A 16,613-nucleotide genomic window follows, 5' to 3' on the forward strand; every position below is an offset into this window, starting at 1 on the left:
ACGCAGACGGCCAGCCCGGCGACGAACGCCCGCCGCCTGCCGTATCGGTCGCCGAGCGCACCGGCGGCCAGCACGCAGCCACCGAGCGCGAGCGCGTAGCCGTCCACGATCCACTGGGTCTCGGCCAGGGTCGGCCCGAGGTCGGCCCGCAGGTCGGGGATCGCCACGTTCAGGACGGTGAAGTCGAGTCCGATCAGGAACAGTGCGGCACAGACGACGGCGACCGCCGCCCAGGCCCGCCGCCGGGTCACCGGCGCGTTCGCGTGCTGCACGAAACGCACGCGGGCCTCAGACCGACAGCTTCAGCGGCTGGTCGCGCCGCTCGAAGCCGATCCGGTAGAGCGTCGCGGCGCCGCGCAGAAACGTCACCTCAGAGGCGCGCAGATAACGCCGGTACCGCCGGTAGCCGTCCTCACCGATCAGCTGCACCGCCTCCGCCCGGGCCCGCAGCAGCCGGCCGGACCAGGAGGCGAGCGTCCGGGCGTAGTCCTCGGCCGAGGCGCTGAGCACGGTGAGCGAGAAGTACGGGTCGCAGGCGGCGGTGATCTCGCTGAGCCTCGGCAGCCGGGCGCCGGGGAAGATGTCGCTGCCGACGAACTCGCCCACCGGACCGCCGCCGTCGGCGACCCCGTCGTAGGCGATGGTCTGCAGGGACATCCGCCCGCCGGGGCGCAGCCAGCCGTGGCAGCGCTCGAAGTAGTGGGTGTAGACGGCGAGCCGGTCGGCGCGGCTCATCCCGTCGGTGGCGAAGTGTTCGAAGGCGCCCACGCTGACGATCGCGTCGTACGGCCGCTCGGTCCGGTGCTCCTCCCAGCTCTCCAGCCGGCCCTCGACACCGGGCAGGCCGAGCCTGCCGAGGTAGTCGTGCTGGGCGCGCGAGATGGTGAGGCCGGTGGCCGTGGCGGCCCGGCCGGTGGCGACCGCGCGGACCAGCAGGGAACCCCAGCCGCAGCCGACGTCGAGCAGCCTCCCGACTCCGCCCGCCTCGGCCCCGACCAGGTCCAAGTGGTGGTCCAGTTTAGCCAGTTGGGCCCGGTGCAGGGCGGTGGCATCGGGCTCGCCGGGGTCGATCCCGTCCCAGCGGGCCGCCGTGTAGGCGAGCGTCTGGTCGAGCCAGAGCGCGTAGAAGTCGTTGCCGAGGTCGTAGTGGAACTCGATGTCGGCAGCACTGGTGCCGGCCGTGGCGACGGTGGTCATGCTTCTCCCGTTCGGCAGGTGGGGGTATCGGTCAGAGCACGCTGAGCCCGGACGGCCAGCGCCTGGGCCCGGCGTTCGACGAAGCGGGCGGCGCGGGTGTCGATCCGGCCGAGGTGCTCGGCGAGCCGGTCCCTGGCCTGTTCGCCGACCGGCCCGAGACCGGTCAGGTCGAAGATCCGCAGCGAGCGCAGCAGCGGCACCAGCACCTCGTCGTGATGGACCCTCAGGTCGTAGACGCCCGCTACGGCGACCTCGGCGGCCATCCGGTCGAAGCCCGGCATGCCCTGCCCCGGCATGGCGAACTCGTGCACGGTGCGGTCCAGCATCGCCAGCACCGGGTCGGGGCTGATCTCCAGGGCGGCCCGCAGCAGTTCGCGGTAGAAGACCATGTGCAGGTTCTCGTCCTGCGCGATCCGGGCGAGCAGCCGTTCGCAGACCGGATCGCCGCTCAGCCGGCCGGTGTTGCGGTGACTGACCCGGGTGGCCAGCTCCTGGACGGCCGCGTAGGCGACGACGCCCAGCACGCCGGTGGGCTCAGGGACGCCCCCGGCGGTGACCTGGGCCATCCGGGCACGTTCCAGGGCGATCGGGTCGACAGCACGGCTGGCGTGCAGATAGGCACGGATGGCGGCGGCGTGCCGGTCCTCCTCGGCGGTCCACCGGTGCAGCCAGGCACCCCAGACGCCGTCCCGGCCGGTCTGCGCCCCGATGGTCCAGTGGTAGCCGGGCAGGTTGTCCTCGGTGAGCAGGTTGACCACCAGCGCGGAGCGGACGGCCGGGGCGACCGTCGACTGCTCGGGCCGCCAGGGTTCACCGCCGAGCGGGCCGTCGAAGTCGCGTCCCTGCCCCCACGGGACGTACTGGTGCGGAAACCACTCCTTGGCCGAGCCGAGGTGACGATTCATCAACTCTTCGGCCACGGTCCCTAATTCGACGAGCCAGGGGACCTCTGGCCCCGTAGTGATCTTCACGGACAGTGATCGTCTCCGAACTCGCCGCGCTCATGCAAACCGGCGTCACCCGTTCGGGGCAGCGGCCCGGTGCGCTCAGCGGGACACTGGAGTCCCGGGACTCGCCACCGTCGCCCTGGAGGTCCCATGGACCCGCAAGCGCTGACCACCGCCGCCGAACCGGCCGCCCTCGCCGACTACCTCGCCGGCCTCCCGCAGCCACCGCCGGACCATCAGCACGGCCCCGCCCGGAGCGTCCGGGAGGACGCGTACCAGGGGCACCGGATCGTCATCACGACCACGTACGAGATCACCGTGGACGGCAGGCCGCTGCCCGCGCATGTGGGTGTGTCGAACGACGGCGAGGTGCACTGCCACGCGCTGCCCGCGTACCAGGTCCGGTCCGCCGTCGACATCGTCCGGGCCCTGATCGACAACTTCCCCGACGACTTCCCCGAAGCCGACGGCGACCCGGGCCACGGCGGGCACCCCGGCCACGGCGGTCACGGAGAGCACGGGGGTGGCTGAGATGGCCGTCGTCCGCACCGACATCATCACCGACACCGCCGCCCGCGACGCGTACGTCCACGGCGTGAACCTCCTCAAGCGGGAGAGCACCGCGCTGAGCACCACCGCGTTCGGCATCCCGGGCCCGCCCACGGTGGTCCACACCTACGACCTGTTCGTCATCTGGCACCACCTGGCGATGACCTCGCCGGTGCCGCCCGGCGGGGACTGGATGGTGCGCAACGGCGCCCACCGGGGCCCGGTGTTCCTGCCGTGGCACCGGGTCATGCTCGGACTCCTGGAGGCCAACCTCCAACGGGTCCTGGGAGAGCCCGACTTCGGTCTCCCCTACTGGGACTGGTCGGCCGACGGTTCGCTCGCGGCCCCGCAGTCCGCGCGGATCTGGAAGCCCGCCTGGATGGGCGGCCAGGGGCGGCCGATCACCACCGGCCCGTTCGTCTTCAACGCCGGCGATCCGAACAGCTTCCGGGTCCGGATCGAGACCGCCCCGGACGTCACACTGCGCCAGGTCGACCGGGGGCTGCGCCGGGCGTTCGGACGGCCCACCGGCTCACTCACCCTGCCCACCGCCGCCGACCTGGCCCGCACCTTCGACACCCGGCCGCCCCCGACCGGGGACCCGGATCTCGCCACCTACGACTTCACGCCCTGGAACGCGGGCTCACGCGGATTCCGCAACCAGCTCGAGGGCTTCCGGGGGCCGGGGCTGCACAACCAGGTGCACCGCTGGGTCGGCGGCGACATGGGCCCGGCGTCCTCTCCCAACGACCCGGTGTTCTTCCTGCACCACTGCAACGTGGACCGGATCTGGGAGGGCTGGATGCACCGCCACGGCCGCAGCTACCGCCCCGGCATGACCGCCTCCCCCGCGCTCAGGGGCCACCGGATCGACGACCCGATCGTCTCCCCGCTCGGCCCGGCCGCCACCCCGCGCAGCACGCTGGACCCGACTGCCGTCTACAGCTACGACGTCCTGCCGTGACCTGAGACCGACCGGCCTCAGGTGCCGTCACTCCTCCTCGTCCAGCAGGAAGGTTCCGTACTCGGGCTTCCCGGCCCGCTGGTAGGTGCTGCACTGCACGCCCGCGCCGGTGGTGCGGGACTCCGTCAGGGTCCAGGCGGTGGGGGCGGCGCCCTCGGCGAAGAGCCGCTTTCCGGTGCCGAGGATCACTGGGTTGACGAGCAGTCGGTACTCGTCGACCAGGTCGTGCTGTTGCAGGGTGTGGATGAGGTCGCTGCTGCCCTGCGTCATGATCACGCCGTCGAGCTGCGCCTTGAGCCGGGCCACGGACTCGGCGGCCTCCCCGTCCAGGAGGTGGGAGTTCTGCCACTCCAGCGGGGCGGTCAGGGTGCGCGAGGCGACGTACTTGGGCATCGTGTTGAGCTTCACGGCGATCGGGTTGTCCGGGTCGGTGACGCGGGGCCAGTAGCCGGCGAAGATGTCGTAGGTCTTCCGGCCGAGCAGGAGATGGTCGACGGTCCGTTCGAAGATGTCGACCATCAGGGCCATGAACTCGTCGTCGACGTAAGGGACTTGCCAGCCGCCGTGCTCGAATCCCGCGTCCTCGTCCTCGCCCGGGCCGCCGGGGGCCTGGATGACCCCGTCCATGGTGACGAACACGGTGACGATCAGTCTGGCCATGGTCTGCTGCCTCTCTGGGTACGGACTGCGCAGTCCGTACCCATGTCCCGCCGTGCGCCACCTTGAAACGCGGCCGGGCGATTTCCGACCGGTTCGGCCCAACCGGCCCCGTTGACCGCCGCACACCGCCGCGCTAACTTCCCTTTTGGTTAAGGACGTTGACTAAGCCCCCCGAAAGGCGTTCACCTCGCACGTCCCCGCTCCAGTACCGCCAGGCTGACCGAGCAGGAGGGACCACCCGATGAGCAGGACCCCAAGCCCCACCCCAGCACCCGGCTCGCCCACCGTCCGACGTCGCGGGCCACGCCTCGTCCTGGTTGCCGCGCTCACGGCCGCGAGCCTCGTCTGGGCGGGAGCCGCGAGCGCCCTGCCCGACACGACGGCGACGGCCGCCGCCGCGACCACCGACGTCCTGGTCCCCGCGCCGGTGAGCAGTGTGGCGAACGGGGCGACGTACACCCTCGCCTCCGCCGCCGGCATCGCCACGGACGCCTCCCCGGAGGCCGGCGCGATCGGCGACTACCTGGCGGGCGTCCTGCGCGCCTCGACCGGCTTCGCCGTTCCGGTGTCGGCCGGGGCGGCCGGCAACGGCAGCATCGCACTCCAACTCTCGGGCGCGCCGGGCTCGGTGGGGGACGAGGGCTACCTTCTGACCACCACCGCCACCGGTGTGGTCGTCCAGGCCAACCGGCCCGCCGGCCTCTTCCACGGCGTGCAGACCCTGCTCCAGCTGCTGCCTCCCCGCGTGATGAGCGGCACCGTGCAGCCCGGCCCCTGGACGGTCCCCGGCGGCACGGTCACCGACTACCCGCGCTTCACCCACCGCGGCGCGATGCTCGACGTCGCCCGCCACTTCTTCACCGTCGCCCAGGTCAAGCGCTACATCGACCAGTTGGCCCTGTACAAGGTCAACCAGCTGCATCTGCATCTCTCCGACGACCAGGGCTGGCGGATCGCGATCAACAGCTGGCCCAACCTGGCCGCCTACGGTGGCGGCACCGCGGTCGGCGGTGGGCCGGGGGGCTACTACACCCAGGCGGACTACTCGGCGATCGTGGCGTACGCGGCCTCCCGGTACATCACCCTGATACCGGAGATCGACCTGCCCGGGCACACCAACGCGGCGCTGGCCTCCTACGCCGAGCTCAACTGCAGCGGGGTCGCCCCGCCGCGCTACACCGGCACCAACGTGGGGTTCAGCTCGCTGTGCGTGCCGCTGGAGGTGACGTACACCTTCATCGACCAGGTGATCGGGGAGCTCGCCGCGCTGACCCCGGGTCAGTACATCCACATCGGCGGGGACGAGGCGAGTTCGACCACCGCCGCGGACTACGCGACCTTCATCGGCTGGGCGCAGCAGATCGTCGCGGCGCACGGCAAGACGGTGATCGGCTGGCACGAGGTCACCCACGCCACTCCGCTGCCGACGACGGTCGCCCAGTACTGGGGCCCCACGACCTCCGACGCCGCGCTGGCGGCCGCGGTGGCCAAGGGCACGAAGGTGCTCATGTCCCCCGCCAACAAGACCTACCTCGACATGAAGTACACCCGGCGGACCAAGCTCGGCCAGACCTGGGCCGGCCTGATCGACGTCGACACGGCGTACGGCTGGAACCCCGGTGCCTACCTCGCCGGGGTGGGCGAGTCCTCCGTGCTCGGCGTCGAGGCGCCGCTGTGGACCGAGACCGTGGTGACCTCCGCCGACATCGACTACCTGACGTTCCCTCGGCTGCCCGCGATCGCCGAGCTCGGCTGGTCACCATGGAGCACGCACAACGTCACCGCGTTCCACCAGCGGCTCGGCGCGCAGGGGCCGCGCTGGAAGGCGATGGGGATCGGCTACTACCGCTCGACCCAGGTGACTTGGCCGACCGGTTCGTAGCCCCTTGCGGGCCTTCCAACAGCTGCCCGCCCGGCTGGCCGTCGGGGGCGACGGCCAGTCGGGCGGTGTCCTCGGGATTCCCGTTACGGCACCCAGCAGTTGCCGCCGAGGGCGAGCCTCACGGTCCTCAGCCCTGGTACTGGACGACGATCTTGGTGAAGTCGTACGCGTTCTGGGCGATTCCACTGCACGCGTCGGCATCCGTGCCGCTGCCGCACGGGCGGTCCCGGTTGACGGACCAGAAGGCGAACCGGGCGATGTGGTGCTGCTTGGCGTAGCCGAGGATGGTGTTGAAGTCGCCGGTGGTGACGGTCTCGCCCGGCTCGTCGGTGATGCCGTTCATCGAGGAGACCCCGATGTGGCGGTAGGCGGCATCGTCGCTGTAGCCGTACGCGCTCTTCACTGCCGCCTTCAGGCCCTCCATCGCGCTGACCGTGGCCTGGCCCATGGTGCCGCTGTGGCCGCCGAAGTCGAACGGCATGATGATCCAGCCGTCGTTCGCCAGCCCCGCCGCCGCACCCCGGTTGATCAGGTCCTTGCCCGTGGCGTCCGGACCGGTCGGCGTGGTGCCCATGGTCACGTAGGTGACGATCCCCGGGTTGTTGGTCTTGACGATCTTCAGTGCGTCGACCACCCGCTGACGGACCGTCGCGTTGGAGAACTCGGTGTCCTCGATGTCGATGTCCAGCGCCTTCAGGCCGTACGCGTTGATCACCTTCTGGTACGCGCCGGCCAGTGCGGAGGCGCTCGTGCACTTCTCGCCGAGCTTGTTGCCGCTCCACCCGCCGACCGAGATGACGATGTCCCCGCCCGCCGCCCGGATCGACTTGATCGCCGCCTCGTCCGAGCCACCCGTCAGCGCCCGGCTGCCGTCCCACTTCGGGTTGCAGGTGCCGTCGGAGAGGATGAAGGCCAGCGTGAACCACTTCACCCCCGTGGCCGCCATCACATCGGTCGGCTTCTGCGGGCTCCCCCAGCCCAGGTACTCGTACGGGGCGGCCGCCATCGCGCCGGGGCCGGTGCTGGTCCCCGAACTGACCTCCAGGTAGTCGGTGTTGGGCCCGCCGTTGGCGGTGGTGGCGGTGGCCCGGACGGTGTTGGCGCCCGCATTCAGCGGGACGGTGATGCTCGTGGACACCCAGGTGTCCCAACTACCGGTGCCGGGGAAGGACTTGCTCGCGGAGACCACGGTGCCGTTGACGCTTACGGACATCGGCCGGTCGGTGGTGGTGCCGTTCGCGTACCGGAAGGTCAGGGTGGCGCTGCCCGCGGTGGCCGCGTTCACCGCCCACTGGACGTAGCCGCCACTGATGTTGGTGTAGTCGACGAACCCGGTACCCGAGTAGCCGAGATGGTTGGAGGCGACGGCCGCCTGGGAGAGCGTCGCGTTCTCGGCCTCGTAGCGGGTGCCCGCCGCCGAGGCGGTGCCGGCCGGGGTCAGCAGCACCGCCGCCGGTGCCAGGGTGGCCACCATGAGGGAGCTGATCAGGGACTTCTTCACGTTGTCTCGCTTCTCCAGTGATGATCTGATGGTTCGTCAGTGCAGGTTGATCCGGTCGAGGTTGGGGCCGCCCTCGGCCGTGGCCGAGGTCGCCCGGATCGTGTTGCTACCGGCCTTGAGAGTGACCGGCAGGGAGGCCGTGGCCCAGGTGTCCCAGTTGCCGGTCGGGTTGAACGCCCGGCCGTCGGCGACCAGAGCGCCGTTGACGGTGATGTCCATCGGGCGGTTCGCCGTGGTGCCGTTGGCGTAGCGCAGGTCCAGCACGGCACCGGCCGCCGCACCCGCCTCGACCGTCCACTCGGCGTAACTGCCAACCAAGTTGTCCAGGTTGACGAAGCCGGTACCGGAGTAGCCGAGGTGGTCGGAGTCCACCACGCCCTGCGAGATCCGGGCCTCCTCCGCCTGGTAGACGCCCGACGTACCCGACACCAGCTGGTACCCGCGCATGTCGGTGGTCCGCAGGTAGCAGTCCTGGAGCGAGCCCGAAGTGTCGTTCAGCGAACGGTAGATGCCCCACTTGGGCCGCACCCGGTCGGCGAGGAAGGTGTCGACCCCGGTCCGGGTCACGTCGATGACGGTGGATCCGCCGCTGCGCAGCACCCAGCGCAGCCGGCCGGACGTCCCGTCACCTACCTTGACCTGGAAGTCGACGTCCACCCAACGGTCGTGCAGCGGATCGAGGTCCGCGTGGCCGACGTGGATTCCCGCGATCGGCAGCGTCAGTTCGATGGTCTGCACGCCGTCCACCCGGCGCAGCCCCTGCACGACGATCGGCAGCGTGCCGGTGCCCGGCTGCTTCAGCTGCATGACGTCGGTCCAGGTGGTGGTCGCCTTGAGCGAGCTCGGAATGTACATCGAGTACGTGGTCCGCCAGGTCTGCCCCGGCAGCCACTCCAGGTACGCACCACCGGCCGGGGTGCGCATGCCGGTGACCTCCTGGCGCTGCCGGTCGGTCTTGGTGTCCCGGTCCACCATGTGCATGTTCCAGCGGTAGGTGCCGCCGTCCGCGAAGATGTGCGGCCGGCCGGGCACGTGCGAGTCGGCCCGGTCGTCCTCGACGGTCTCGAACGCGGCCAGCCCGTCCACGGCTGCCGAGGGTGCCCAGCGCTGTCTCCAACTGGACACCGCCAGTGCGGTGGTGCCCGCCTGGGCACGTCCGGACAGCCCGGCCGCGGCGACGCCGCCGAGCGCGGCGCCCAGCACAGCTCGACGCGAGAGCCTGCTCATGTCTCTCCTCCTGGTCGGCGGGGGATGAACGGGGCCGGATCCACCATCCCGGCCTGGGCGGTGAGTTCGCGTACCAGGCCGTGGTCGGGCGAGAGCCGGCAGGCCGGATCGGTGCGGGCCGCGTCGCCGGTGAGGGCGTACGCCTGGCAGCGGCAACCGCCGAAGTCCTCGTCCCGGCGTACACAGCTGCGGCAGGGATCACCCATCCAGTCGGTGCCCCGGTAGCGGTTGAACGCGCTCGACTGCTCCCAGATCCAGCGCAGCGGGTGGTCCCGGACGTTGGGTGGATCGAGGTCCGGCAGGGTGGCGGCCGCCGGGCAGGGCAGGACCGTCCCGTCGGGCGTCACGGTCAGCGACACCGCGCCCCAACCGCCCATGCAGGGCTTGGCGGTGCCGTCGAAGTGGTCGGGCACCACCCACACCAGCTCGGGCCCACCGGCCGGGCCGGACCGTCTGCGCTCCACCGTCTCGGCGGCTCGGGCCAGTTGGCCCGGTGTGGGCAGCAGGCTCTCGCGGTTGAGCAGGCCCCAACCGTAGTACTGGGTGTTGGCGAGTTCGATCCGCTCGGCTCCCCAGGCCGTCCCGAGGTCGATGAGTGCGTCGACCGCGTCCAGGTTGGCGCGGTGCAGCACGATGTTGAGCCCGAGTGGCAGGCCCGCCTCCCGGACGACCGCGGCTGCCCGTTCCTTGTCGGCGAAGGAACGTCGGCCCGCGATCCGGTCCGAGGCGGCCGCCTCGGCGTGCTGGACCGACAGTTGGACGCTGCGCAGCCCGGCGTCGGCCAGTGCGGACAGCCGCGCCCGGTCGAGCCCGGTGCCGCTGGTGACCAGCTGGGTGTAGATCCCGGCGGCCGAGGCGGCGGCGGTGATCTCGGCCAGATCCGGCCGGAGCAGCGGTTCCCCGCCGGAGAGGTGGGTCTGCACCACGCCGAGCTCGGCGGCCTGCGTCAGCACGTCGCACCACTGGTCAGTGGTCAGTTCACGTGAGGTACGGGCCAGTTCGACCGGGTTGGAGCAGTAGGGGCAGTGCAGCGGGCAGGCGTGGGTCAGCTCGGCGAGCATCGCCCACGGGGGCGCGAGGTCGGTCATCGTAGCCAGCCGCCCTCTCTCAACTTCTTCAGGAACTCGGGTACTTGGGTGGCGACCGGAGCGCCGGGGAAGGAGCTCGCCAGCGCGTCGACGATCTCGGGCACCGCGCGGCTGCCGTCGCACAGTCGCAGGACGCGTCCGGCCGATCCGCGCAGCACGACCACCCGTTCCGGCAGGAGCAGCAGGTCGGCCCCGCGCACCCGGTCGTGGCGCAGCACGGCGGAGTTGGGGAGCGCCGGGCGCCAGGTCACCGAGCCTCGCCCGAGCCTGCGTGGTCCACGGCGTCGAGCAGCGCCCACAGGACGTCGCACTTGAAGGCCAGGGCGGCGACGGCCCGGTCCTGGTCCCCCTCGGAGCGCGCCCAGACCAGGACCAGCCCGAGGGCCTCCTGCCCGTCGTCGGCGCCCTGGGTGACCCGGGTGCGGAAGTAGTCGAGCCCGTCGGCCTTGATCCACGGGTAGTGGCGTTCGAAGGCGTCGATCCTGGTGAGCATCAGGTCGGGGGCGGACAGTTCGGTGAGCGAGGCGGCGACGGCCTCCAGTGGGGAGCCGAGTCGGCAGAAGTTGACGTAGCCGTCGACGGCCAGCCGGACCCCGGGCAGCACGTGGTGGCCGGAGGTCAGGGTGGCTCGGTCGATCCCGGCGGCCTCGCCGAGGCGGAGCCACTTCTCCAGGCCGCCCTCGCCCTCCCGGAGGCCGTCGTGGTCCTGGATCCGGCGCAGCCAGGACCTGCGCAGCGCCGGGGTGTCGAACTTGGCGGTGATCAGGGCGTCCTTGACGGGGATGTGCCGCTGGTAGTGGAAGCGGTTGGTGATCCAGCGGCGCAGCTCCTCCGGAGTCAGACTGCCGTCGTGCATCCGCCGGTTGAAGGGGTGGCGGTCGTGGTAGCGCTCGCGCGACACGGCCCGCAGCCGATCTTCCAGGGTCATAGGTCGATCACCATCCCGTCGGCGGCCACCTCGATGCCCAGGTCGGCGAGCAGCTCGTGCTGCGGCGCCGAGGGGTCCACGAGGGGGTTGGTGTTGTTGAGGTGGGTGTAGAGGCGACGGGCCGTCAGCGGGGCCAGCCGCTCGGCCGTCCCGCCGGGCCCGGTGATCGGCAGGTGGCCCATGCCGGTCGAGCCGCGCGTGGAGATACCGGCCCGGATCGGCTCCTGGTCGTCCCAGAAGGTGCCGTCGACGATGACCAGGTCGGCCTGTTCCACTGCTCGTTGCAGCCTGTCGGGCCAGGCCGCGAGCGCGGGCGCGTAGACGGCGCTGGTGCCGGTGGAGCGGTCCTCGATCAGCAGGGCGGTGACCCAGCCGTCGGTGTCCGGGCCGGTGCCCACGGCGTAGCGCGGGCGCTTGGCGGACACCGGGATCGGGGTGATCCACAGGTCCTCGGAGTGCGGGTCGAGCGGCGCCGGGTCCGGTCCCAACTCCCGCCACTCCACCGAGGTGTACGGCTCGAGTACGGCGCCGAGGCGCAGCCCGTCGAGCAGTGCCCCGCGCACCGGGGCGGTGGCGAGCACTCGCAGGGACCGGGCTTCGCGGAGCCGGGCGAGGCCCAGGGTGTGGTCGAGTTCGGCGTCGGTGAGGACGACTCCGGCGATCGGTGTCCGCCGGATCTCGGGGCCGGGGTGCAGCTCGGGAACGGCTTCGATCTGGTCGCCGAGGTCGGGGGTGGCGTTGACGAGGTACCAGCGGCCCACCCCCGCCCGGACGGCGAGCGAGGCGTGCCGCCGGCGGCGCTGCGGGTGGGCGCGGGCCCCGGCACAGCCAGGGCACGCGCAGTTCCACTGGGGAGTTCCACCGCCCGCCGCCGTGCCCAGCACGTGCAGCAGCATCGCGGCGGGGCTAGCGGGTGCTCAGCGCGTACGCGGTGACCTCGAGTGCCGTCTCGACGACGCTGAATTCGGGGGTCTGCCAGACCGTCTCCTCGGCGTCGAGGGCGGGCTCCTGGCGTTCGGCCGTGTCCTTCATGAGCATGGGCGCTACCTTGCCTTCCTGGATGGGGAGTTCAAGAGCGGGGCGGAGTATCGAAAGGATCGGGGGCTGGGCGACGCACGGTCAATACGTACGTTAGGAAAGTTTCCAATTATTTCTCCTCGCCCCGATCCCCGCACCGTTCCACCACATACCGGAGACCTTGACGGGGATAGTAATCCTCCCTAACTTGAACCCCCGCGCAGGCTCTCAGCCAGCCCGCATCCCCCACGCCGCGCTCGGAGGCTCCCGGTGTCCCCAGGTCTCACCCGCAGAATCGGCCTCTTCCAGGCCACCGCCATCAACATGAGTCAGATGTGCGGGATCGGCCCGTTCGTCACCATCCCGCTGATGGTCGCCGCCTTCGGCGGGCCACAGGCGATCATCGGCTTCATCGCCGGAGCCGTCCTCGCCCTGGCCGACGGCCTGATCTGGGCCGAGCTCGGCGCCGCCCTGCCGGGCGCCGGCGGCAGCTACGTCTACCTCCGGGAGGCGTTCCAGTACCGCACCGGGCGTCTCATGCCGTTCCTGTTCGTGTGGACGGCGATGATCTTCATCCCGCTGATCATGTCCACCGGCGTGGTCGGCTTCGTCCAGTACCTCGGCTACCTCTGGCCCGACATGACCAAGGGTCAGGGCGACCTGGTCGGCGTCGCGTTCTGCGCCCTGGTCGTCCTGCTGCTGTGGCGCAAGGTCGAGAACATCGCCAAGCTCACCACCGTGATGTGGGGCGTCATGATCACCTCGGTGGTCGTCGTGATCCTCGCCTGCTTCACCAACTTCAGCCCCAGCCGCGCCTTCACCTGGCCCGCCCACGCCATCGAGTTGACGCACGGCCAGTTCTGGATAGGCTTCGCCGCCGGGCTCACCATCGGCATCTACGACTACCTCGGCTACAACACCGCCGCCTACCTCGGCGGGGAGATCAAGCAGCCCGGCCGGGTGATGCCGCGCGCCATCGTCTTCTCGATCGTCGGCATCATGGGCATCTACCTGCTGCTGCAGATCGGCGTGCTCGGCGCGATGGACTGGCACCAGATGCTCGATCCCGACTCGATCGCCTCCAAGTCGGTCGCCTCCGCCGTGATGGAACAGACCTGGGGCGCGGGCGCCGCCAAGGTCGTCACCGTACTGATCCTGATCACCGCCTTCGCCTCGGTCTTCGCCGGACTGCTCGGCGGCTCCCGGGTGCCCTACGACGCCGCCCGTGACGGCGTGTTCTTCAAGTCCTTCGGCAAGCTGCACCCCAAGCACCGGTTCCCCGTGCTCGGGCTGCTCACCATGGGCACCGTCACCGCGGCCGGCTTCCTGCTCAGCCGGCACATCGGCACCACCGCGGCGCACCCGCCGCTGAGCATCCTGATCAACCTGCTCACCACCGTGATGGTCATCGTCCAGGCCCTCGCCCAGATCGTCGCGGTCTCGGTGCTGCGCCGCCGCCAGCCCGACCTCAGGCGGCCCTACCGGATGTGGCTCTACCCCGCGCCGAGCATCGTCGCGGCGATCGGCTGGCTCGTCATCTACGGGTACGCCGACCGCAACGCCCCCGGCTTCCACCCCATCGAGTGGTCCCTGATCTGGGTCGCGACCGGCTGTGCCGCCTTCGTGGTCTGGGCCCGGAAGGAGCGCACCTGGCCCTTCGGCCCGCGCGAGATCCGCGAGGAGTTCCGCACCGAGCAGGAGCAGGTCGCAGCCTGACGGTTCCGCAAGCCCATTCCGGTAGCCCTGGAGGCCCCCGTGCACCTCCGCTCGACACCAGCATCCCTGCAAAACCGGCCCCGGACGGCGGCACTGGCCGCCGCCGGCCTGATCCTGGCCCTCGCCGTCCCGGTCGCCGCCTCCCCCACCTCCGCGGCCGTCACCCCCGCAACCGCGACCACCCAGGCCACCGCCGCCCCGGGGGCGGCCACCCCGCTGGCCGGCTACGCCATCCGGTCCTCCGCGGCCGTCACCGACAGCGCGGCCGCGATCTCCACCCCCGGCTACCCGACCGGCAGTTGGTACCCCACCGGCCCCCGCTCCACCGTGCTGGCCGGACTCCTGGCCAACGGCAAGTACGCCGACCCGTTCTACTCGACCGCCATGAAGTCCATCCCGGCCGCGGACTTCACCGTTCCGTGGTGGTACCGCTCGGACTTCACCGTCAGCGACACCTCCGCCCGCAGCTACCTCGACTTCAGCGGGGTGATGTCCGCCGCCGACGTGTACCTGAACGGCACTCAGGTCGCGACCGCCGCCCAGGTGGCCGGTGCCTACACCCACCACGAGCTCGACATCACCTCGCTGGTCCGGGCGGGCACCAACACCGTCGCCTTCCGGATCCAGCCCAACGACCCGGCCAAGCACCTCACCATGGGGTGGATCGACTGGGTCCAGCCTCCCCCCGACCAGAACATGGGCATCGTCCGCGATGTGCTGATCCGGCGCAGCGGCACTGTCGCCCTGCGCGGCGCCCACGTCGGCACGGCGCTCGCCCTGCCCTCGCTGGCCACAGCCGACCTGACCGTGAAGGCCCAGGCCCGCAACGACTCCGACGCCGCCGTCAGCGCGACGGTCGCCGGCAGCATCGGCCCGGTCCAGTTCAGCCAGAACGTCACCCTGGCCGCCCACGAGACCAAAACTGTCACCTTCACGCCCGCCGGGTATCCCCAACTGCGCCTGGCCAACCCCGCGGTGTGGTGGCCGGCCGGCCAAGGCGCGCAACCGCTGTACGACCTCGACCTCACCGCCACAGTCGCCGGCACGGTCACCGACAGCGCGCACGAGCGGTTCGGCATCCGCGACGTCAAGGCACCGCTGAACAGCGACGGCGCCCGCCAGTACTCGGTGAACGGCCGCCCGTTGCTGATCAAGGGCGGCGGCTGGTCCCCCGACCTCTTCCTGCGCTGGGACCGGCAGTCGGTCGAGGACCGCCTCAGGTACGCGCTCGACCTCGGCCTCAACACGATCCGGCTGGAGGGCCACATCGAGCCCGACGAGTTCTTCGAACTCGCCGACCGGTACGGCGTGTTGACCCTGCCGGGCTGGGAGTGCTGCGACAAGTGGGAGGGCCAGACCAACGGCGGCGAGCCCGGCGACACCTGGACCGCCGCCGACTACCCGATCGCCAAGGCCTCGATGGCCGCCGAGGCGGCCCGGCTGCGCAACCACCCGAGCGTCATCTCCTTCATGATCGGCAGCGACTTCGCCCCGGACGCGACCCAGGAGAAGAACTACCTCGACGCGCTCACCGCAGCCGACTGGCCCACCCCCGTCGTCCCCGCCGCCTCCGTGACCTCCTCGCCGATCCTGGGCAGCTCGGGCCTCAAGATGACCGGCCCGTACGACTACGTGCCGCCGAACTACTGGTACGCCAAGCAGGAGGGCGGCGCCACCGGCTTCAACGGCGAGACCAGCGCAGGGCCCGACATCCCGACCATGGACACCCTGAAGCGGATGATGTCGCCGACCGAGCTGACCGCGCTGTGGAACAGCCCCAGCACGGCGCAGTACCACCGCTCGCCGTCCAAGACCTTCGACGACCTGGCCCTCTTCGACCAGGCACTCACCGGCCGCTACGGCGCGCCGACCGGCCTGGACGACTACGTCCGCAAGGCCCAGCTCGCCAACTACGAGGCCGTACGAGCCCAGTTCGAGGCATACGGGCGGAACTTCACCGACAGCACGAAGCCGTCCACCGGCGTCGTCTACTGGATGTTCAACAGCGGCTGGACCTCCCTGCACTGGCAGCTCTTCGACCGCTACCTGGACCAGGGCGGCGCCTACTTCGGCGCGAAGAAGGCCAACGAGCCGCTGCACATCCAGTACTCCTACGACGACCGCTCGGTGGTCGTGGTGAACAACCAGCACGCGGCGGCGAGCGGCCTGACCGCCCGGGTCAGCCTCTACAACACCGACGGCACAAGGAAGTTCGACCAGAGCGCGACCGGGATCGGTGCTCCCGGCGACGGTGGGAAGGCGGTCGCGCTGACCGTCCCGGCGACGGTGAGCGGACTGTCCGGCACCTACCTCGCCAAGCTGGTCCTCACCGACGGCTCAGGGCGCGAGGTCAGCCGCAACGTCTACTGGCTGTCCACCACGCCCGACGTCCTCAACTGGAGCAAGACCACCTGGTACTACACGCCGACCAGCAGCTACGCCTCGCTGGCCGGACTCTCCCAGCTGGCCCAGGCGAACGTCTCGGCCACCGCCGCCAGTGCGACGGCGGCGGACGGCACCGCCACCACCACGGTCACCCTGACCAACACCGGGACCGGCACCACACCGGCCCTGCTCACCGACGTCCATCTGGTCGACGCCGCCAACACCCCGGTGCTGCCAGTGCGTTGGTCCGACAACCAGGTGAGCCTCTGGCCCGGCGAATCGGTCACGCTGACCGGGACGTACCGCGCCGCCGACCTGAAGGGCTCGGCACCCTCGGTGCGGATCTCCGGCTGGAACACCCCCGCCACCGTCGTCCCGGCCGGCCCCGGCGGACCGGGCGACACCCAGCCGCCGACCGTCCCGACCGGGCTGCGCACCACGGCGGTCACCGCGACCTCGGTCGCTCTGGCCTGGGACACCGCCACCGACGACACCGGGGTGACGGGCTATCAGGTCTACCGGGACGGCGCCCAGCTCGGCACCGCCACCGGC

Annotated in this window: 15 protein-coding genes and 2 pseudogenes; 5 read left to right on the plus strand and 12 right to left on the minus strand. The window is 71.0% G+C overall.

What is annotated here, in order from left to right; translation table 11 throughout:
* The 3 genes from ASC99_RS40355 to ASC99_RS11385 all read right to left on the minus strand — a co-directional run.
* Positions 1 to 281: MFS transporter (locus ASC99_RS40355; protein ID WP_235583029.1), on the minus strand; the 281-nt coding region annotated here is incomplete at its 3' end.
* Positions 282 to 288: 7 nt separating this feature from the next.
* Entirely contained in the window at positions 289 to 1,197 is a 909-nt protein-coding gene (locus ASC99_RS11380) for a class I SAM-dependent methyltransferase (RefSeq protein ID WP_057230829.1), read from the minus strand.
* Entirely contained in the window at positions 1,194 to 2,168 is a 975-nt protein-coding gene (locus ASC99_RS11385) for an acyl-ACP desaturase (RefSeq protein ID WP_255359233.1), read from the minus strand. The genes ASC99_RS11380 and ASC99_RS11385 overlap by 4 nt, the downstream gene beginning before the upstream one ends.
* Before the next feature lie 126 nt (positions 2,169 to 2,294).
* Between ASC99_RS11385 and ASC99_RS11390 the strand changes: the two genes are divergently transcribed.
* On the plus strand, positions 2,295 to 2,675 hold the full coding sequence (locus ASC99_RS11390) for a hypothetical protein (protein WP_057230832.1): 381 nt from the start codon (positions 2,295 to 2,297) through the stop codon (positions 2,673 to 2,675).
* Position 2,676: 1 nt separating this feature from the next.
* Complete coding sequence (locus ASC99_RS11395) at positions 2,677 to 3,657, plus strand: tyrosinase family protein (RefSeq protein WP_057230834.1); 981 nt, start codon at positions 2,677 to 2,679, stop codon at positions 3,655 to 3,657.
* A 27-nt stretch (positions 3,658 to 3,684) separates the two neighbouring features.
* On the opposite strand, the gene ASC99_RS11400 is transcribed toward ASC99_RS11395, so the two are convergent.
* Positions 3,685 to 4,317, minus strand: coding sequence for a dihydrofolate reductase family protein (locus ASC99_RS11400; RefSeq protein WP_057230836.1), 633 nt, complete (start codon positions 4,315 to 4,317; stop codon positions 3,685 to 3,687).
* A 241-nt stretch (positions 4,318 to 4,558) separates the two neighbouring features.
* Here ASC99_RS11400 and ASC99_RS11405 point away from each other — a divergent pair, with 241 nt between their 5' ends.
* Positions 4,559 to 6,199: a beta-N-acetylhexosaminidase gene (locus ASC99_RS11405; protein ID WP_082598244.1), complete on the plus strand. Its 1,641-nt coding sequence runs from the start codon at positions 4,559 to 4,561 to the stop codon at positions 6,197 to 6,199.
* Positions 6,200 to 6,326: 127 nt separating this feature from the next.
* Here the strand turns inward: ASC99_RS11405 and ASC99_RS11410 are convergent, their stop codons facing one another.
* The 8 genes and pseudogenes from ASC99_RS11410 to pqqA all read right to left on the minus strand — a co-directional run bounded on the left by ASC99_RS11410 (position 6,327) and on the right by pqqA (position 11,975).
* Complete coding sequence (locus ASC99_RS11410; protein ID WP_235502408.1) at positions 6,327 to 7,700, minus strand: CBM35 domain-containing protein; 1,374 nt, start codon at positions 7,698 to 7,700, stop codon at positions 6,327 to 6,329.
* A gap of 36 nt (positions 7,701 to 7,736) precedes the next feature.
* Positions 7,737 to 8,147 (minus strand): carbohydrate-binding protein, encoded by a 411-nt coding sequence (locus ASC99_RS39695; protein ID WP_200948318.1) that lies wholly within the window; start codon positions 8,145 to 8,147, stop codon positions 7,737 to 7,739.
* Positions 8,127 to 8,927 (minus strand): annotated as a pseudogene (locus ASC99_RS11415) (Tat pathway signal sequence domain protein); the annotation flags it as partial. The gene ASC99_RS39695 and the pseudogene ASC99_RS11415, both read right to left, overlap by 21 nt.
* Positions 8,924 to 10,015, minus strand: coding sequence for a pyrroloquinoline quinone biosynthesis protein PqqE (gene pqqE, locus ASC99_RS11420; protein ID WP_057230837.1), 1,092 nt, complete (start codon positions 10,013 to 10,015; stop codon positions 8,924 to 8,926). The pseudogene ASC99_RS11415 and the gene pqqE, both read right to left, overlap by 4 nt.
* Complete coding sequence (gene pqqD, locus ASC99_RS11425; protein WP_057230839.1) at positions 10,012 to 10,266, minus strand: pyrroloquinoline quinone biosynthesis peptide chaperone PqqD; 255 nt, start codon at positions 10,264 to 10,266, stop codon at positions 10,012 to 10,014. The genes pqqE and pqqD overlap by 4 nt, the downstream gene beginning before the upstream one ends.
* A complete protein-coding gene (gene pqqC, locus ASC99_RS11430) occupies positions 10,263 to 10,943 on the minus strand; it encodes a pyrroloquinoline-quinone synthase PqqC (RefSeq protein ID WP_057230841.1) in 681 nt (226 codons plus the stop codon). The genes pqqD and pqqC overlap by 4 nt, the downstream gene beginning before the upstream one ends.
* Positions 10,940 to 11,839, minus strand: a complete 900-nt coding sequence (gene pqqB / locus ASC99_RS11435; protein WP_057230843.1) for a pyrroloquinoline quinone biosynthesis protein PqqB — start codon at positions 11,837 to 11,839, stop codon at positions 10,940 to 10,942. Before pqqB ends, pqqC begins: the two co-directional genes overlap by 4 nt.
* Positions 11,840 to 11,849: 10 nt before the next feature.
* Positions 11,850 to 11,975 carry a pyrroloquinoline quinone precursor peptide PqqA gene (pqqA, locus tag ASC99_RS36655; RefSeq protein WP_157531490.1) on the minus strand — a complete coding sequence of 42 codons (126 nt, stop codon included), beginning with the start codon at positions 11,973 to 11,975 and terminating at the stop codon, positions 11,850 to 11,852.
* A 255-nt stretch (positions 11,976 to 12,230) separates the two neighbouring features.
* On the opposite strand from pqqA, the gene ASC99_RS11440 reads away from it, so the two are divergent.
* Both ASC99_RS11440 and ASC99_RS11445 read left to right on the plus strand, forming a co-directional pair.
* Positions 12,231 to 13,676 carry an APC family permease gene (locus ASC99_RS11440; RefSeq protein WP_057230845.1) on the plus strand — a complete coding sequence of 482 codons (1,446 nt, stop codon included), beginning with the start codon at positions 12,231 to 12,233 and terminating at the stop codon, positions 13,674 to 13,676.
* 66 nt (positions 13,677 to 13,742) lie between these two features.
* Positions 13,743 to 16,442: pseudogene (locus tag ASC99_RS11445) on the plus strand (exo-beta-D-glucosaminidase); the annotation flags it as partial.
* Positions 16,443 to 16,613: the final 171 nt, after the last annotated feature.

The sequence above is a fragment of the Kitasatospora sp. Root107 genome, assembly GCF_001424875.1.
GTDB lineage: Bacteria > Actinomycetota > Actinomycetes > Streptomycetales > Streptomycetaceae > Kitasatospora.